This window comes from Frigoribacterium sp. 9N, from assembly GCF_902506305.1.
Lineage (GTDB): Bacteria > Actinomycetota > Actinomycetes > Actinomycetales > Microbacteriaceae > Frigoribacterium.
The window spans coordinates 1,892,402-1,909,954 of record NZ_LR733392.1 but is presented as its reverse complement, the minus strand read 5'-3'; the positions used below and the strand labels follow the sequence as shown (position 1 = coordinate 1,909,954).

Annotated in this window: 18 protein-coding genes; 5 read left to right on the top strand and 13 right to left on the bottom strand. The window is 58.3% G+C overall.

Features of this window, described 5'->3' with window-relative positions:
* From ARTHRO9V_RS11975 to ARTHRO9V_RS11965, 3 genes are all read right to left on the bottom strand, one after another.
* The coding region (locus ARTHRO9V_RS11975) for an FtsK/SpoIIIE domain-containing protein (RefSeq protein ID WP_255477661.1) at window positions 1-2,071 on the bottom strand (2,071 nt) is incomplete at its 3' end.
* A 23-nt stretch (window positions 2,072-2,094) separates the two neighbouring features.
* Window positions 2,095-2,904, bottom strand: coding sequence for a hypothetical protein (locus ARTHRO9V_RS11970; protein WP_159827474.1), 810 nt, complete (start codon window positions 2,902-2,904; stop codon window positions 2,095-2,097).
* A gap of 768 nt (window positions 2,905-3,672) precedes the next feature.
* Window positions 3,673-4,614 (bottom strand): replication initiation protein, encoded by a 942-nt coding sequence (locus ARTHRO9V_RS11965; protein WP_159827471.1) that lies wholly within the window; start codon window positions 4,612-4,614, stop codon window positions 3,673-3,675.
* 367 nt (window positions 4,615-4,981) lie between these two features.
* Between ARTHRO9V_RS11965 and ARTHRO9V_RS11960 the strand changes: the two genes are divergently transcribed.
* On the top strand, window positions 4,982-5,614 hold the full coding sequence (locus ARTHRO9V_RS11960) for a hypothetical protein (protein ID WP_159827468.1): 633 nt from the start codon (window positions 4,982-4,984) through the stop codon (window positions 5,612-5,614).
* Window positions 5,615-5,868: 254 nt separating this feature from the next.
* Here ARTHRO9V_RS11960 and ARTHRO9V_RS11955 read toward each other — a convergent pair whose 3' ends face one another.
* The 6 genes from ARTHRO9V_RS11955 to ARTHRO9V_RS11930 form a co-directional block, all read right to left on the bottom strand.
* Complete coding sequence (locus ARTHRO9V_RS11955) at window positions 5,869-6,639, bottom strand: hypothetical protein (protein ID WP_159827465.1); 771 nt, start codon at window positions 6,637-6,639, stop codon at window positions 5,869-5,871.
* Window positions 6,640-6,703: 64 nt separating this feature from the next.
* Window positions 6,704-7,222 (bottom strand): hypothetical protein, encoded by a 519-nt coding sequence (locus tag ARTHRO9V_RS11950; protein ID WP_159827462.1) that lies wholly within the window; start codon window positions 7,220-7,222, stop codon window positions 6,704-6,706.
* Complete coding sequence (locus ARTHRO9V_RS11945; RefSeq protein ID WP_159827459.1) at window positions 7,222-7,719, bottom strand: hypothetical protein; 498 nt, start codon at window positions 7,717-7,719, stop codon at window positions 7,222-7,224. The genes ARTHRO9V_RS11950 and ARTHRO9V_RS11945 overlap by 1 nt, the downstream gene beginning before the upstream one ends.
* Window positions 7,720-7,729: 10 nt before the next feature.
* Window positions 7,730-8,635, bottom strand: coding sequence for a hypothetical protein (locus ARTHRO9V_RS11940; RefSeq protein WP_159827456.1), 906 nt, complete (start codon window positions 8,633-8,635; stop codon window positions 7,730-7,732).
* A 498-nt stretch (window positions 8,636-9,133) separates the two neighbouring features.
* Window positions 9,134-9,448 (bottom strand): hypothetical protein, encoded by a 315-nt coding sequence (locus tag ARTHRO9V_RS11935; RefSeq protein WP_159827454.1) that lies wholly within the window; start codon window positions 9,446-9,448, stop codon window positions 9,134-9,136.
* A 370-nt stretch (window positions 9,449-9,818) separates the two neighbouring features.
* Window positions 9,819-10,175 carry a hypothetical protein gene (locus ARTHRO9V_RS11930; protein WP_159827451.1) on the bottom strand — a complete coding sequence of 119 codons (357 nt, stop codon included), beginning with the start codon at window positions 10,173-10,175 and terminating at the stop codon, window positions 9,819-9,821.
* A gap of 92 nt (window positions 10,176-10,267) precedes the next feature.
* Between ARTHRO9V_RS11930 and ARTHRO9V_RS11925 the strand changes: the two genes are divergently transcribed.
* Window positions 10,268-10,465, top strand: coding sequence for a hypothetical protein (locus ARTHRO9V_RS11925; RefSeq protein WP_159827448.1), 198 nt, complete (start codon window positions 10,268-10,270; stop codon window positions 10,463-10,465).
* Between the two features lie 402 nt (window positions 10,466-10,867).
* Here ARTHRO9V_RS11925 and ARTHRO9V_RS11920 read toward each other — a convergent pair whose 3' ends face one another.
* Together ARTHRO9V_RS11920 and ARTHRO9V_RS11915 are read right to left on the bottom strand one after the other, a co-directional pair.
* Window positions 10,868-11,377, bottom strand: a complete 510-nt coding sequence (locus ARTHRO9V_RS11920) for a hypothetical protein (RefSeq protein ID WP_159827445.1) — start codon at window positions 11,375-11,377, stop codon at window positions 10,868-10,870.
* 59 nt (window positions 11,378-11,436) lie between these two features.
* Window positions 11,437-12,927, bottom strand: a complete 1,491-nt coding sequence (locus tag ARTHRO9V_RS11915; RefSeq protein WP_159827442.1) for a hypothetical protein — start codon at window positions 12,925-12,927, stop codon at window positions 11,437-11,439.
* A gap of 725 nt (window positions 12,928-13,652) precedes the next feature.
* Between ARTHRO9V_RS11915 and ARTHRO9V_RS11910 the strand changes: the two genes are divergently transcribed.
* A complete protein-coding gene (locus tag ARTHRO9V_RS11910) occupies window positions 13,653-14,081 on the top strand; it encodes a hypothetical protein (RefSeq protein ID WP_159827439.1) in 429 nt (142 codons plus the stop codon).
* Window positions 14,082-14,148: 67 nt separating this feature from the next.
* Window positions 14,149-15,090, top strand: a complete 942-nt coding sequence (locus ARTHRO9V_RS11905; RefSeq protein WP_159827436.1) for a hypothetical protein — start codon at window positions 14,149-14,151, stop codon at window positions 15,088-15,090.
* A 184-nt stretch (window positions 15,091-15,274) separates the two neighbouring features.
* On the opposite strand, the gene ARTHRO9V_RS11900 is transcribed toward ARTHRO9V_RS11905, so the two are convergent.
* Complete coding sequence (locus tag ARTHRO9V_RS11900; RefSeq protein ID WP_159827433.1) at window positions 15,275-16,117, bottom strand: AbiJ-NTD4 domain-containing protein; 843 nt, start codon at window positions 16,115-16,117, stop codon at window positions 15,275-15,277.
* A gap of 77 nt (window positions 16,118-16,194) precedes the next feature.
* A complete protein-coding gene (locus ARTHRO9V_RS11895) occupies window positions 16,195-16,596 on the bottom strand; it encodes a hypothetical protein (protein ID WP_159827430.1) in 402 nt (133 codons plus the stop codon).
* A 97-nt stretch (window positions 16,597-16,693) separates the two neighbouring features.
* Here ARTHRO9V_RS11895 and ARTHRO9V_RS11890 point away from each other — a divergent pair, with 97 nt between their 5' ends.
* Window positions 16,694-17,524, top strand: coding sequence for a hypothetical protein (locus ARTHRO9V_RS11890; RefSeq protein WP_159827427.1), 831 nt, complete (start codon window positions 16,694-16,696; stop codon window positions 17,522-17,524).
* Window positions 17,525-17,553: the final 29 nt, after the last annotated feature.

Genomic DNA, 17,553 nt, shown 5'->3' with positions numbered 1-17,553 from the left:
GGATAAGGGGCTTCGGGGGAGACGTAGCGGGGGCTCGGGTCTTTGCAGCGCCTCCGAAGGACGTGAATTGTGAGTCCCATAGAGCAAAAACGGAGGGGTCCGGCTTTGGGAGCAACTGGCGACCGAGCACGGCGACCTGATTTCCGCCGCCTCGGTTAGCGTCAGGGATGACGCTCACCCACTCGACAGGCTTTCCGCCTGCGGCGGCTACTTCCGTCTTTGCTTCAGCTTCTGTCGGCAACCAGGGGAGAGCCACCTTCAGGTGCTTCGTCTTGGTCACTAGGTCAGGAATGTCCTCGTCCGGGACCCAAAATGTTCGGGCGCGAACGGGCTCGCGAGATCCCTCGTTGATGATGTAGCAGACACCCTTTTCAGATGCGGCAATGGTGTGGGCGAGACCTCCGGATGAGGCACTTCCCTGACCCAAAATGGTTTCTGTCATCTGCGGGTTGCTGGTTGAGTAGGCAATGCGCTGCGCAATGAGGTCTCGCAAGCTCGTCGGAATGATGTCGGAACCCGGCTTCTGCGTCGCTGTGTCCACCACGATTCCGGCTGCGCGCCCCTTGGCTATCAAGCGGCGTATGGCGGACGCGCGAAACTTTTGCTCGTCAACTTCGAGCTTCGTGGAACCACCGGACACCAGCTCAGCAAGCTCATCAATCACCACGACGAGCAGCGGGTGCTCAAGGTTGATCATGGATTCGGAGAACTTCTTTGCTTTCGTGCGGTCGTAGTTTTCGCTGAGCCACACGTAGCGGCGGTCCATCTCGCCTAGGAGCGCAGCAAGGACAAAAGACGCGTGGTCGTCGTCTGTAGCCACAATGGAGAATCGGTCACGCCAGGGCAGCAGCTCCACCATTTTTGGATCGAGACCTATGAGTGCAACGTGCTCGATTTGCGACATTCCCGCGATGAGCGCGGTAGAACCACCGGACTTTCCACCTCCGGGAATGCCTCCGAGGAGAATATTGCTTTCGATGAGTGCCATTGAAATTAGAGCGCCATTCTCATCAATGGCAAAGGGAACTCGCGCAAGGGAGAATTCCGCGCTCCAGTCGTAGTTGACGAGTCGCTTTAGAGCATCATCGAAATAAGAGAAAGTGACGGTTCCGCTCTCATCTTCGGTCACTTTGTAGGCACGGCTTGGGCCAGGAAGAATGTCAGCGCAGTCACGCCACTTTGCCAACCTCGCTTCGGAGTCCTTGCCGGTGACGCGGGCGCTTGCCGCCTGGAGAGACTCAAGCCGCCCGACACCATCTTTGGAGCGGTAGGACAACCGGACGCTTAGATCCCACGTGGCGCAACCAAGGCGCTTCGCGAGCATTCCGCGTGCTTTTCGGGTCATTGGATCTAAATGGGCTGCGACGACGGTGTTTCGGATTTCGTCGTATTCCACGATGGTTCGTCCCGAATCAAATTCGTTCGCGTAGCGCTCCAGCACGCTGAGGCTCCTCGCGACCCCCTTTCCGGTAGTGACGAAGTACTGGTGGGCATTCACATAGAGCGGGCGATTGACTGCCGCCCCGTATTCGACTCGGAACAAGTGCGGTTCCTGTGATGGCTCTACATGGAAAGCAACGTTGTCTTCGGAGCCGGTTTGCCAAGCGATGTAGGTTGCGAGCGACGTACCGTCGAGTGCAACGTGTCTTGGCACGAGCATGGCTTCCGCGGGCATTCGTGGAAGCGGTGCGACCCGTTCGACGAGTCCCTGGGAGAAGTCCGCCAGCTCATTCGCCGCGACCTCTTCCTCATCTAGGTACCGCCATTCGAAGAAGCCGCGCCCGAGGTCAATTGCTCGCATACCCGGGAAGCGGCGGGACGATTCCTTCTCCACGCGGTCAGCAGTGTTCCGCCCCTCCGACCATCTGATGGCAAACGCAGCGCCGGAAGCGGGAGACCAGTTGATTGCGCGCTCTACCTCAGTCCAGTGCTTTGCGCCAAGGAGATTGGTCAGGTCGTAAATGACCTGGTGCTTGTCTTCTCCCAAGCTCTTGATGCGACTGTTCTCGACCGTGGACTTCACCAGGCGGGCGAGACCCTCAACAGCTGGAGTGTCGAGCGCACGATTCATGCCTCTCACGGCTTTTCCTAGCCTCACAACGTCACCTCGTCGTCCGAGACGGAGCTTGGGTACGCAACCGGAGACGGCTCGTCATCGCCGTAGGGCTCGTCTTCCTCTGAGGGGAAGCGCACGGCAAAGAGGAGCTTCTGAACTCGATGTTCAACGAGGTCTATGCCGACCGCATCGAAAAGCTGAGCTGCTTCCTCACGCTCGATACCAACCGCAAGGAGCGGGTTCGGCTCGATGGTCACGAAGCGCCCAGCGAAGTCCGTCGTCGTCTCGGTGTTCTTCAAGGCTTCAGATAGCCCGAGCGCACCGTCGCGGTCAAAGAGGCGCACGAGTTCCGTGGACCCGAAGAGAGCCTGTGAGCCTTGGTCAAGACGGTGAAGGCGAAGCACACCGAAGGCAACGCCCGTCGAGAGCACTGCCCAGAGCGCGCCTAGTACGACCGAGCCAACGAGCTGCACTCCGACGTATACGACGAGCGACGCGAGTGCGCCAACCCAGAAGCGCGGCTTGCGCCAGAAACCGGAGACCGTGCCAAAGGTGGGTGCGTAGGCACCCAGTCCGCGTAGGTGCCTCATCCCATTGCCAAGCGCCTCCCGCCACGTACCGTACTCACCGCCGAAGTGCCGATTGACGATGCCTGCGAACAGGCAACTAAACGCCACCGCACCGACGAGCGTCCAGGCAGAGCCCGGCTCGACAAAGGCATAGAAGAGCGTGAACGCGCCCAGGAGGACGGCGAGAGCTACTCGCGCATCGCGGAAGTGTCGAGAAGTAAGGACGGCAACCACGATGATGCCGACGATGACCAGGAACAGGGTGACGACGGTGCTCATACGCCCTCACCCCCGACGAGTTCCAGCCAAGTCGCTTCATCGAGGCAGACTTCGAGTTTCTCGGTGGAGAACGGCAGGGGGCAGGCGGGCTCAACAAGATCTGCGAATGGTTCCCTCATTACGAGCCCTCGACAATCTTCAGCTCGGGCTCGGAAGCACCGAAGAGTGAGTTGATGAGGTCGGTGATGGGTCCGAAGTAGAAGAGGTGGGTACCGGTGATTCCATTCCAGGCGGTACCCGCGATGAGGACGACGGCGGCAAAAGCGGCAGCAAAAAGAAGGAGCGAGAAAGCCGTACGCTCTCTGCCCTCGAAATTTGCCCCGAGGGAGAACCACCTCGTGCCGATCATCGTGTCACCGCCGAGGAAGCCTGTTGAGGCGCAAGGTATGTCTTGCGCTTCGGGATGCGGTCGAACGCCTTAGGGCGCTGAGGGCGGTTGGTTGCTCTTTTCGAAGAGGTCGAGTGCTGCATGGGCTGATTCCTTGGGTAGTGAGAAAGTGCGAAACTTTCTATATCCATTTTAGCTGCTATCTATACGCAGAATAGCGAAATGAAGATATTCGTCATTTTCTGCATAGCCGCCCGCCAAGCGGTCCAAACATCCACTTCTCTTGTTCTTCTCCCTCCCAGCAAGCACCACCAACATCTTTAAAACTCTCTGACTAGAGGGGGGACGCACCCTAATCAGGGTATTCCCCGTCAGGGGCTGTTCTCACTATGAATCAAGTCTTCTAAGAGAGCTATGCAGGTGTCACATAAGAAACTTCTTTAGGAGTTCTTCAGGCTCCATTGCCTTGCTCTCTGAATAAGCTTCTTTGCTGCCTGCTGGGTGAGGTTCAGGGCATCTCCCACATCTCTCGCCGTAAATCCCGCCTCTGAGTAGGCAAGAGCTTCCATGTACCTCGCCGGAGCGTCCAAAGAACGTGTTGTGCGGACACTCACTTGCCGCTGACGCTCTGAAAAGCCCTCCGCAGAGAACTCCTTCTTATTCCACACATAGCGCGCCACAGAGCGGCTGATGGCTGCTAGCTCTGATGAAGGTAGAGGGCTCTCTGGAAATGACTCACCGTTGATGGCGAATGAGCGTTCGGTGACGGCTTCGAGCCAAACTTCGAATGAATCCGTGTAATGGCGACGATTTCCATAAGCCCAAGCGCGTAGTTCGTCAAAAATGAATGCATTACGACCTTCGCCGGGCGTGTGGGTATTAGCCGCATTCGTCAAAAGCTTAATGTCTTTGACGACTTTGTTTAACTCCTCCAAGGAGTAAAGGCGGTCGCTGAGCCACTCGGTGCGCTGCCAGTCGTGAAGGGGATTCCTCATGGTCAGCCCCGTGTACATGGTGTCCGAGCCGCTGTGCTTCTTGTACTTCTTGAAGACATCATCAAAGTACTTGCGCGCGGTGGGGGTTGAAACTGTTCCCTCGATGAACCAGCCCGCATGTGCGTGGTTCGAGGCGGGGTTGACCGTGACGAAGCTTGGCTCAGGTAGTTTGCCATCGTCCCATACCAAGCTTTTGATGTCCCAGGAGGCAGTGGGGGAATCGAAGTCCAAGACCATGAGGTTCTGGTAGGTCTTCGGGGCAGTCTCGACAAAGCGCATGTCTAAGGCATCGTCTCTATCATGACGATAGAGCCCACTTGAAAAATCGTTAGTGGCTAGAGGATAGTGTGGTTTCCAGAGGTCAAGGAAATCTGTCGAGGTGAGCATCTTGTTGCCTTCTTGTAGTGCAAGTGATTAGCTCGCATAACAAGAGTAATGGACCATATTGCTCAATAACAATTTTTAGACCATTACGTGGCAATTCTTTGCTACAATTCTCTCAGAGCGTCGAAGCCTTCGACACACATATCGGCTGATTACCGAACGATAAAACCCGCCTTAGAGATACTGGCGGGTTTTGTCGTTTCCTCGTCGAGACAGATTCTTGGCGGTAAAATCGCTGTAGTTCTTCCATGAACCGCCGCTCCTGATTCCGGGCGGCGAAGAGGGGCACCTTCTCCGTAGTGGGTCAGGGTGCCCCTCTTTCGTGCACACAAGGGCTCTCGGCGCACTCGCTGAGCAATACTCTTGTCTCATGCTCCTCCACGATGTTGCCGTCACTGTGCTTGCTTTCGACCCCGAGCCTCGGTTGGTCCAGTTGGCTGCTGCAAACCAGGCTCGGGAGGCGCGCGCGCAGGAACTCATCACGACCCTGACCTTCGCTCTAGCCGCAATTGCGCCGGTCATTTACATCGCCGTTCTGGAATTTGTCGATCGTGACGTAGCACGGTGGGCGCATTCGAGGACAAGCCGAGGAAAAGCGACAGCTCTGCTCGGCTTGTATGCATTGGCAGTCGCGTGTGCGGCAGGAATTATTTTGTTCACCTTCAAGGTCCTTCTGGATTCTGTCCCTTTCGAGGACACTTACCGAAAACTGGTCGTCACAGGAGCAGCGGCTTTGCTCATCCCGACAGTGATTGTTTTTGTTCGGGGGTGGAGGGTCTCTCGCTCCATTCCGGACAAGGCTCAGACACCTGAGCCGGAGTCGGTGCACCTCGTCAGGCTTCAGGACACCCCTCCTGCCTCGGTTCAGGTCACCAACCTGCCCCCACAGCAGGTCGTGACGACCTCCACGACAGTGGCGACGGCATCCCTAATTGCGGGCACTTTCCTCGCAGTAGGCGGGCTCATCCTGGCTGCTGGTCGCTTCACGCCACCGCGTCGATAGACCAGCTCGTAGCGGAACGTGGAGCAGACCTTCCTCCTACATGCGCCCGGCGAAAAGGTCGTCTAGAGCAGCCACGGCAGCCCAGTACGCGGCAATCTCCTCAGGCTCAGAGTGTGGGCTGCACTCACGACGAAGTACGAAGAACTCGAATCGGTCGCGAAGCTCGGTGGCGCTGATCATGAAAGCCGACAGCGCCACAGCGGGAAAAGCTAAGTGCTGCTCATCCACAGGGCAGTGGGCTTTCGCCTTCCTACCTACACGAGAGCGGTTTCTCCGTCCTCATCACCCTGGTCTAGCCGCAGCGCCTCCCGCACCCGTGCGTTCGTCAGCGGCACGTACACCCCGTCAATGACCTGACCGCCCCCGAAGAAGCGCATGTACTCAGCGGCACTCGCCTCGTCGAGGAGCCCCGCGTCAGATTCGAGCATCATGTTGATCCCGTCCGTCACCGCCTGAGGTGTGAGCTTCCCAAGTGCTGCTTCAAGCTCTGCCCGGTGCGCACCTTCGACGATCTCGGCATTCGCGAGCTGCCGCATTTGCTCTGCAATGAAGGCGGCGGCGGCGAAGATCGCGAGAAGGCGCTTGCTGGCTTCTTCGCTGCTCATGGTGACGCGGTGCTGCTCGAACGCCTCGTCGATTGCCCTAGAGAAATCGGCGGGACCAGCATTGCTGAGGGCGGTGACGACGGGGGAGGTGCTGGTGGGCTGGGGAACGGCGCTTCGGGGCTTACGGGGGAGCCGGTTGACGAGAGCCGGAAGTACGTCCTCGATCCACCAGCTCTTGAGCCGGGGAGCGTTCTTGACTACGGCTATGGTGCCGAGCACACCTGCGGCGAGGGCAGCGGCAGCCACGGCGACGAAAACAATGGCGGCATCTTCGTCGTTATCCGTCTGTACCGGGATGAGACGCGCCTGCCCTGCCACCTGGTTCGTCTCGTTGTCGAGAAGGGCTCCTAGAAAGCCGCCATCTGTGTCGCCTGCTTGCGCGAGGTGATGTACGCCGTCGTCGTAGATGGCTTGAAACATGTCGCCGCTTTGAGGCAAGGGTGCTCCTAGAAATTACTTGGAATGGTCTCTTGGGAAGAGGTCGCTAGCTGTCGTCGGATTCTTGTCGTGCCTTAACGCGCAATCGAAGTCGAAGTGCACCCGTGACAATCACCGGCACGGCTCCGACGACTACTCCTATCAGTGCCACCCAGTCTGGCGACAACTTATTCACTGCCTGAATCGCCACTTCTCGTAATCCAGGTGAAAGAGCGATGGTGGCGATTCCCAACGCGATCACGGCAAGTGATACGCCAAGTGAGATGAGTTGATAGCGATCTGAACGCCTCTCGCCGCTCGCTGCGCGACGTGCTCGAAGTTTACGAAGTGTCTCTTCGATGTCGCCCGCGAAGGCTGTCTTCTCCGCGGAGTCGGGAAGGAGTTCGTGAATGGCGAGATCCTTGCTGAGCTGCGCCTGGAGCCGGGTATCCGGATTCAGATAGACGAAGAGAGCTCGGAGAAGGGAAGCAATGGTGGGCACGGATAGAACCGCAATCACCAAAGTGATGAGGGTGGACGCTGCCGAACTGGTGTCGGCTCCAGCTACCCCTGCGGCTAAGACCATCAAGCTCGCCCCTCAACTCCGCGCGGAGCCCCCACCGGTGCTTCATCACCAAGCAGGTCATTGAGCCGCCACGTTGCCTTTGCCGCCTCGATGCTGACCGCCTCGTGCTCGGGGTGGTTCTGCGCCAGCGTCCACGGCAGGCTTACAAAGAGGTAGCGGGCGCGATTCAAAGCGTCGTTGAGTGATCCGGAGAGTGCAAAGGCGCTAGCCAGCCGAGTCGCCTCGTCGAGCGCGTAGTGCAGGGCTAAAAGGTGCGGAACGGCGGAGCTGGCGATGCCGGTGGCGGTCTCCAGTGCGTTCCCATCGTCATCCAGCGGCTCGACGATGACCCAGGTCGCATCCCGCTCCAGGAAGGCATAGCGCCGCCCCGTGAGGCTGGAAGCGAAGGCGACGACCTCGATGTCCACAGGCTCAGGGAGCAGCGCATGATCCACCTTGACCCACGTGAGTGGAGCGAGCAGCTCGCCCAGTTCCTCGGCGGTGGCGTGCACATTCATGAGGCAAACTCTAACTGGGTGTGGAAGGCGGCAAGGCTTGTATCCACCAGCACCGCTCTGCCTCACCGTCCAAATACCCGCAAAGCCGCACGTACTTCACCTCGGGATTTGCCACATTGAAGGCGATGTACTTCGACTCATAGGGACCTATGGAGTCAGGCAGAAGGTACTCGGAGGTCAGCTCCCGGTCGGCTTGATCCCGAACGAGCACCGGTCTTGATGACAGATACAGCGTTCGGAGATCTAAGCCTGCGCGCTCAGGTGCCCAGGTTTGACTGATGTACATGACGAGCGTCAGTGACTCGTTGTCGGGCGACGTGATCCAGCCGCTGGAGCCGCTAACTATGGGGACGAAAGGGTCAGGATAGTTGGGGTCTTCCAGCACCCCATTGGACGTACTTCCCGGAACAAGTAGTGCGCGGACGGGAAGATTGTCGATAGTGAACGTCTGAAGATATGACTGCGATTCGTCAAAGACGAAGTTCCCAAAAACCATGCAATCCATTTTTAGGACTGTCGTTTTGGGTAGACAGACCTTGTACTCGTTGTCGTCACTCGATGCGGTGGCTTTACCAGGTTTGTATTCTTTGTCGGGCGCATTTGCCTCACTTGCCCGCCAGACTTTCCACAGAAATTGCGCGTAGTTGTCAGCATCGGAATTGGGGGCTGCTAGTGAGCTCGCGCGGTCCATTGCCTCCGGTGAGCTGCCGACAAGCTCAGTCACGTATTCGGCACTTATCTCTGCCCGCTTTCCCGCAAGACGTTGTTCAGCGCGCGCGGGCTCTCCGGCAACATTGAAACTGATGACGAGCGCAATCACCCCAGTGATCGCCGCGATGGTGGCGGCGCTAGTCGTGATGATGGCGTGTCGCTGGGCAATTGCTTTTTCTCGAACACTCTGCGCGGTAGGGCTCATGATGCCTCCTGGGCTGCGCGTCTTGCGACGAACGCTGAAGGCGGGTTGCCGGAGGCTCCGGGACTGCCGCATCTCGGGAAGGGCGATTGTTGGGTAGTCGACCTTCGGGATGAATGTAGGCGACTTGTTCCCTCTGCTCCAGGGCATAGATGCCCTCCAAAAGGGGGACCTGACTTGTACCCCAAAAGGGTTGCTGGTCAAGCTAAGAGCAGACCCCTTCAGCTCGCTTGGCTTGCGAAATTATGCGCCCGAGAATCGCCACGAGCCTGTCCTCGGGACAAACGCTCACTACCGAGTCGAGGTCAGCGAGCACCTGCGCTGAGGCACGCTTTTCGAGGCTGTTGCAACTCAGCCAGCTCGCCAAACGTCCCATCCAGAGCCGGTCCTCAGCGTCCGTCAGCAGGTCTTCGTACGCCTCGAGCTCCCGGAGTACGCCGAGGACTCCAGCGAGTATTCGTGACTCGTAGCCGTAAATGCTTGACTGCTTCACAGGGGCGCTCACGAGCGAACTCCCTCATAGCCGCTTGCCTCAAGCAGCAGCTCCACGAAGCTGAGTGCTCCTGCCTTGCTGTCAGCCCCGATGCTAGGCAGCTCCCGCTCTACGAGGCGAGCGAGGTAACGCACAACGTCAGCCCCGCTGTCGCCATCCCCGCGCATGCTGGCTACTTCCGCTTCCAGTTCCGCAAGGTAGTCAGCCGCTTCAGGGTCGTCAGTGAGCCCATCGCTCATCTCCAGGAGGCGCTCCTGAAGGGCATCAACAGCCAGCTCACTGTCATCTCGTGGCTCAGCTTCAAGCCGCGCGTACCGACTCATGCCGCGACCTGCTCGTAGCTCGAAGTGATCGCTTTGCGAATGGCTTCGTACGCTGCGCGGCTGTCGAATCTCCAGCCGCACGGGAGAGACGAATCTCGTGTGCCGCCGAGCGCTTCAGCCTGCTTGCTGTGGGAGATGGGGACGCGAGCTATGTAGCTGACCGCCGTGGTGGTGCCAGGCTTCAGGGCTGCCTTTTCAGGGCGGAGGTGGGTTCGGGTCATGATGATTCCTTTCGATATGTGTAGGTCGGGAGGGGTTCCCTTCTTGGTGCTCTTTATGGGTGTGGAGAAGAAGTAGGTAAGTAAGAGTGGGCGCTGGGGGATCGAACCCCTGGTACTGCTGTTCAGCACGCCCTGCCTTTGCTGAGGCTTTAGACGGGGACCACCTCCCCGCTCGATGAGATCTCGATGAGGTCGTAGTTGCTCCATGACTCGCGAACGTTCCCGTCGAGGTCGCCCGCCATCCAAACTCTGACCTCACAAGAGAGCTGCTCCTCCAGGAGTGCAGCGGTCCAAGTCGCGGTGCCTTCCATGCCGTGACGAGCAAGCGCGAAGTTCTGCTTTGGGAAGAGGAGGTGAATGCCAGGCTCGCGCACCTCCTGGTCTCTCTCGTCGTGTGTGGAGACTTCTCCGGAGGCTGCCCAGACCATTTCGAAACCACTCGCTTTTAGGCGATTGGCAAGCAAGGACAGATTTTGTGGTTCAAGGAGCCCGAAGTGGTCGCTCATATGATCACATCCGGCAAAGCTGCGTGAGTTCCTGGAGATAGCTCGACAGGCACCCGGTTCGCCAGGTATGTAGCCACAGCTAGGGCTCGACGGTGACTGACCTGAACTTCGAGCTGCTCAGCCTGGTGCTCCGGTACTTCGTAAGCGCCGGGCATGCCCTTGCGAGCCGTCGCGCCATAGATGCGAACAGCGGCAACACGAAGGTCATCGAAGGTCTCGGGAATGAGGACGACGCGCGAGTTCTTCATGCGGCTGCCCGCCTGGTGCCCGCGGCGAGCCAGCCCGCGTAAAAGTCGTGAGCAGGGGTTAGCCCCTTCGCCTTCTGCGTGAGACCTCGGAATCGCCACGCGAGTGCTTCTGCCGAAAGTGGCTGGAAGCCATGAAGCCGCATGAGCCCGGCAAATTGCTCTCTCGCCACCCAGGCAGCCTTCGAGTCTTTTCTCTGCTCAGCGGCTAGAGCGCTGTACTCAGAGGCAACAAGCTCATCGTCGAGATGGCGGCAGATGGTCGCGCGCTGCGGGGCAAGGATGGCGGGAAAAAGGTTCTTTGCTGCTGCTTGAAGGATTCTCTCGTGCGTGGTTCTCATGGCAATTCCTAGGGCTCGTACGGCTTCCCGTATGCATCTAGAATAGCAAAGTTAAACACACTAAAAACAAAAATGACGCTATTCGTCATTTTTCCTAGAAATGGTTCTATTCGATCAAAATGCGATGGATCTCATAGTCGCCAGAACAATCATCACAGCCATTGCAGAGCGCAGTGCCGTGATCCTCCGCATCAGCGAAGACCTCAAGAAACGACTCTTGTGCCTCTTCCACAGCCCGTTTCACCTGCACGAGCTTTCTGACCTGCGTGACTACCGGCGAGACGAATCCGAAGCGCATCAGCATCGTCGTTACGGCATCGTACTTCGTGGGATACCCGACCCAGGGTCGGCAGCTCCAAAGCGAATCGAAGAGATCCATCTGGGTCACGCTTCGAGCGGCACCAGGCACGATCTCCTGCACCATCCATCCGGCGAGAAGAGGGTGACGCAGCACTCTGAAGGCGTGCGAGTGCCGGTCTGCATCCACGATGATCAAGCGGTGCGGGTTCCACTCGTTGCCTTGGCGCGTTTCGTAGAGAGCGAAGTCGCCGGGCTCGCTTATCTGGGTGGGGTGCCGCTGCGAGGCGAACAGCTCAGGGTCGAGGTCGCTCAGCATGGGGCTGCCTTCTTCTCTGCGAAAGGGGATCGTAAGAGTAGAGGGAGCCACTGACTTTCTTAGGCTGCCGTTGCCGGAAGGACGTGCTGAACGACAGCATCCATGACAGGCTCGGTGTACTTCCTCGCTCCCATCCTGACCCTGTAATTGGCAGCCACAAGCGCCTCTTCATCGGCGCGTAGCCCAAGCCCCCGTGCGACCTCGGCGGTCGCCATCAGCCAAGCATCAAGCAGCTCGCGGTCCGCACTCGGCTTTGGTACGCCGATGCCCACGGTGGCAATGATGAACTCGGCATCCGAGGCAGCAAGCTCAGCCCGCCTCGTGTATGCCGTTCGCTCAGCACTCTTCACCGCCGAGTACGCCCGCCACTCTTCGAGCCGCTGCTCTCGTTTCGCCAGAGCCCACTCTGTTTCCATCCCACGAACCATCTCGACGAAGCTCTCCCCGGCATTTAGCCGCTGCACCAGCTCGGGGAAGTGCCTCAGCACGCGACCCGGCTTGCGCACGTTCACCGCAGGAGCCCCCAGCTCTACAGCACCCAGCCCAGCAGCTCCAGCAAGGAGAGTGAGCCACGAGCCCCATGTGAGCCCCTTGGCTTCGCCAGTGAAGCCCGAGCGCCAAAGCACCGAATCCACCGTCCAAAGAATCTCGGCAGTTACTTTCGCCGCAAGGGTGGGGTCTAATCCCTTCATCAGTCCGGTGGGAGTCCATGCGCTCGTGAGGTCGCTTTCGGTGAACCGCTTCCCCGAAAGCTCACCAGCTCGGACGCGCTTCGCCCTACGAGCAGCAATGTCGTCAAGGAGCTCTCGGTCGTCTTCCTCTGCAAGAAGGTCATCGAGGTCATCGCTCCAGACCTGCTCGGCAGGCTCTGACCTCGGGCATCCTCCGGCAAGACCGATCAAATGCTCGTTGACATCAACCAGGCGGCGAACCAGCTCATCGTCCTTCGGCTTCCCCAGCGCGTACCTCGCTGCTCCACTTGCAGAGCGACCTCGGCTCATCAGGATTCCCTGCTGCCCACCCCAGTCAAGAGACTTCGCGACGGTGGAAAAGCTGCTTGCGTACTCGGCTTCCCACTTGGTGATGCTGACCACGGCAGTGTCCATGCCGCGCTCCATCACATCCGTCAGCACCTGCTTTCCAACGAGCGCAGCAAAAGCCCTCGCAGTCGGCACCTCGACACTCTTTCCGCCACCTGCGCCAGCCAACCTTTCTCCGCCTGCTCCAGAAAGAACCCCAACCGCCAAGCGCCGAGCCCCCCTCTCCAAAAGCAAAGCGTTCCCGTTCTCCAAGCCTTTCAGCGCCAGCATGGCTCCCGCCCGACTCACCGCGAGCTGCCAAACACCAACGTCTTCCGAGAGAGCCGCCACTTCGACATCCGTGCTCGTTCTGAGTACTCCGAGAACGCCGCGTGTTTCCATTCCGAGTGCCAAGCCTCTTACCGTTCCAGCCAGCAACCGGTTGAAAGCGTGCTGCTTCCGGGCGCGGCTGAGGGTTGTTTGGATGGCTTGGCGGTGGTGGTTCTTACTGCTGAGGTCAGCGCTACTCATGGGGCACCTCCTGGGTGGCATCTACCGCTAGAGCAAGGCGCAGCGAAGCGTGAGCCACGGCTCTAGCGGTGCTGATGCCTTTCCTTGGTGCCCCTTTGCTTAGCTCTTCACTCTCGCGGGAAAGAGAACCCCCACCGCCTTCGCCCTTCGAAGAAACAACCCTCAGGAAAGCTTCCTCGGAAAGAACAGCCTGCTGCCAAGCCGGAAACTTCCTGCTGTTCAGACGGAAAGATGACTCGCTGCTCCAGAAAGAAACGGCACGGGTGTTCCCGGAAAGTTTGCTTAGGCGGGGGAGTGCGGATGCCACGAAGTTTGCGGGTTGAGTCGGGCTGACGGGGAGGGTGTTCGGGAAAGCTTTGGCGGTGAAGTTGGCGGGATTGCCTTCTGTGGCTCGCTGAGTGCTAGGAGTCGCGGGGCAAAGTTTGTTGGGTCGTGGGGGAGTGGCTTCGACTAATTGTGCGGTGGAGTTCCCTTCTGGGAGTGGTGCGGTGGGGGTTGGCATGCTCGATCTTTTCCTTCTGGTTTTTGGGGAGTTTTTGGCTCGTTTCTATTTTAGTTGAGGCAAGTAGGGTGACGAGCATTTATGGAAAAAGGCTGCCCCCAGGTGATGGTAAGAACGTTGTGCTTCGTAGGACTAGATAGGCGTTTGTTCGATAATGCAGTTTTTGAGTACAAAGCCTGGAATAATGGAGTTATTCGCCATCTAGTAAGGACTACTTTTAGTAATGACCGCCCACGACACTCAACTAACCATTTCCACAACTCAGCTTCTTCAGCGTGACGGCTGGACGCGCTACAAGATTGAGAAGGAGCTGACTGGCAAGGGGAAACTGGTGCCCCTAGACACGTTCGGTCGCCCTCAGCGCTGGTACGACGTGCGCGATATCGAGGTAGTTGAGGCGAACGAAGAGTGGACGCAGTGGCGAACCAAAGTCCGGGCGAAGCAAGAGAGAGCCCTTCCGAGTGAGCTGGTGCATATACACATCCGGGACAGAGAAACCCGCCTCTTCGTTCAGCACAAGAGGGCGAAGTGGGTGCCTGCTTCGAAGTCGTGGCTCGTACCCGGTAAGCACGTAGCGGAGGCGCGCGTCAGAGCTGCGACTTTCGACCCTGCCGAGCCCGCCGAGCCTGCTCCTCACTCCTTCCGCAAGTAGCCCCTCCTTGAACCACAACGACCTACCCCGAAGGGAGCCATCCCGACTAACACGAAAAGAGAATTCAATGGCAAATCGAAATCACCTGAGTCCAAAATCCATCGTCGATAAGAACGGTAAGAGGACCACCGTCCACGTCGCCAACTCGATTGGCTCGTCTTCTCCGGATGCGGCAAAGAAGGCGCGAGAGCGCCAAGACGCTGCCATTGCAGAGGCGGCACGACGAGCTGCGGGTGCAGTAGCTGTCCTAGAGACACCGAAGCGTGACGAGCGAGGCTTCGATGCTGGCGTGCATGAGAAGACTGGCGAGCTGTGGAGCCACGACGGTTTACTTGCTGATGGCAGGAACATCAAGACCGCGCTAGGGGCGACTCTAAATGGCGGCTACTCGCCTCGTGAGAGCCGTAACGAGGTCTACCTGCGCGTTGACTTTCAGGAGGGCGCACCTCTTGTGCGGGCGTGGATTGACCCTAACCGAGTCCGTGCGACCGAAACGGTTTGGCAGGCAATTAATGACCCTGAGCAGAACGGCGTGAAGGACGAGTTCGCTTCCCTGCGGTTGCTCTCTGCGGATGATGCAATGCGAATTGCCATGAAATTGAACCTCGACGCAGAGTCGAATATCGGTGGTTCTTACGAGAGCGATGAGCCTGAAATCCTTGAAAGGCTTAGCTCGGCTTGGGCTCATGTCTCAGAGAGTTCGACGGGGATGCCCAGCTTTGAGGTGCCAAAGTCCATAGCAATTGAGTACATCGTCGAGCCGGTCGCCTTGGTGAAGCCAGCAGATGTCAGGGATGCCTGGCTATCGGACAATGAGCGCTACGAGGATGCCTTCGATTACGAGGTGCCGTTCGAGAACCAAGCAACCTTCGACGAGTCCGTCGAAGAGTACATACGCGAGTTTGAAAAGCTCAACGACATTGTCGTTGATGAGGACTTGCGCGAGTACATCGAGGGGTTCCTCCAAGATTGGGACATCGTGGATGCGAGCGAAGAAGAGGTTGACTAAGAACTGTTCCTCACTAACGCGCGTGTGGCAAGTTAGCTTTGCCCAGCAGTGCAAACGAAACCCCCGCTGAGCACGAATCAGCGGGGGTTTCTCCTTGCCTAATGAGCCACTACGCGTCCGTCTTCCACCAGTACGGATGCAGCCGCTCTGGAACCGCGTGATGGGTTCGAGAAACTAGCTGCTACTAGATTGCGTTCGCTTTCCGACCTTCTTCGATGAGCCAGGAAACAAAGCCACTGCATGTCACAAGCATGTACTTTGCGGTTGCCTGATCGACGGTTGGGGGTGCAGCGGCGGAATGCCGGACCCCGTTCTCATCGCTTGTCCACCCGTACATCTTTGCCCAAGCCTCAAGGAGGGCAGGGTGCACAACGATGCCCGTGTCCTTGAGCTTACGGAGAGCCTTGCTCAGTACGCCATCTCTAGTCAAAACCTCCAGCATGGCTTCGACAGCAGAGATCGACTCCTTAACGGAGTTGGGATAGTCGGGTGCTGAACGGTCCGCTAGTTTATCTATCGCGTTCGCGAGATGATGGCGTATGCCAGCAAGAGGTGTGGCAGAAGCTATCCCCAAGGCTTCCGAGATGGCATTGGCTTCCTCGGCGGAGTCGATGGGTGTGATTGCTCCATTGATGAAGCGGTAACCCACAAGGTGCTCTTCGAGTTCGTGATTGATGCCGTCAATAAAGTTCTGACGGTTACGGCGCATTGGGCGCGCCGCCGCAAACCTCTCAGCCACGTCGAAAAGGATAAACCACTCCTGTTGAAGTACTTGATTCTTGATGAGCTGCCAGACCGTGGTTTGAGAGGGGAATTCGTCAAGGGGTCTCTTGAGATGATCAGCCCAAAACTCAACTGCCAGGTCTTGGTGGGGCGACAAGTCTGAGAACCGGTACTCCTCTTGCATGTTCTTGACGAAGAGATAAACGACGTTCCATAACGCGACACGTGCAGATTCGTCGATAGCCTCGCGCTGAATGACGGTCCGCACCTCGCGGTGTCCGTAACGCTCTGAGAAAGAGGGCATGAGCTCGCTTGATCGAAGATGGGCAGTTCTCAAGATCCTACCGACGAGTTCTTGCCTGGCTTGCGCGGAAACTCGCTCTAGCTCTGGGGCTTCCACCAGTACGGATGGAGCCGCTCGGGAATCGCGTCTCGGACTGGTCGCGGCACCCACCCGAGGTCGCGCTCGACGACCAGCGCCAGGGGGACCGTCTTGCCGCGCTCTTCGGTCTCCACCGGGAGAACGAGACCCTCGACCTCGGGAAGCCAGATGTAGCCCGCCTCAGCGGAGTACTTGTCGCCCAGGCAGACGAAACCGAAGGCACGGCTTTCCTCAGGATCTAGTTCGAAGATCCACCAGTCGCACACCCCCACGAAGTAGTGAGCGTGAACGACCTTTTCGAGCATCGGCACGTCCTCTGTGGCGTAGAGAGCGGGGATGTTCGCGGCGAGATCCGGAGGCAAGAAGACGTGTCCTCGTCGGTTCAAATTGAGTTCCTGCATGGTGCCCCCTCGTGTGCCCGCGCGGCTGCGCGGCCGAAGGGTACTGGGGACCACCGACAGGCAGTGAGAGCCGCTTCTTGAAGGTTAGGGTTCAGAGATGAGGCACATTGACCTTCTAAGTGACCCGACGAGCTGGCATCTCCACCTCTACGATTTCAACGCCGAGATGGACAAGATAGTCGCGATGCATCGGTTTCTAGTGACCGTCTCGGAGCGCGATTTTGGTAACGAGTGGGACCGTCTTATGGAGGGACCAGGGGACGGCAACTACGACGGCGGCGACGCGCTCTGGGATGCGGAGAAGACGGTTGGCGTGAGTCCTGACGATGTGGCTTCGCATGCCGGTTTAATGGCGGTCACGCGGGCGGTCTCTCTCACTGAGGTGATGTTGGCGCGGTTGGCAGCGGCGCATCTCACGGACCCCTCCAAATGGGTTTTTCCAAAGGGCAGTCTTTGGCAGCGCGATTGGGAGATGAAGTTCTACAAGACAGTTCTTGTGGCGCGGTTCAATTCGGAAGGCTCCGGCTTTGGCGCACTTCGGTCTCTCCGAGATCTCTACGTGCATGGTTACGGCATTCCCGTTACGGAAACGCGGCGTGAAGCCCTGGCGCGGTCGCTCTACAACCAATTTACTACTGCCCGAATAACTCCTGCCGAGTCCAGCTTGGGATACAAGGGAGAAGCGTACTTCTTTGGGGACGATGCTGAATTCTCAAAGAAGACTCAAACGTTAGAATCCGCATTCTTCACATCTAAGCGCGCGGACATCAGTCCCCTGATGACATTCCGCGTTCTTGAACAGATGCGTAGCCACTTCGCTGATGCGCACGCAGCCTTCGACAAGGGGCTCGTCACGAGCAGCGACGTGAATAACTCGAAGTACGTGAAGGCTGTTGAGGCGTGGTGGGCGAAACAGGACACATCTTGAGGTGCCGTCGAGTCTAGGTCGCCCCTGTA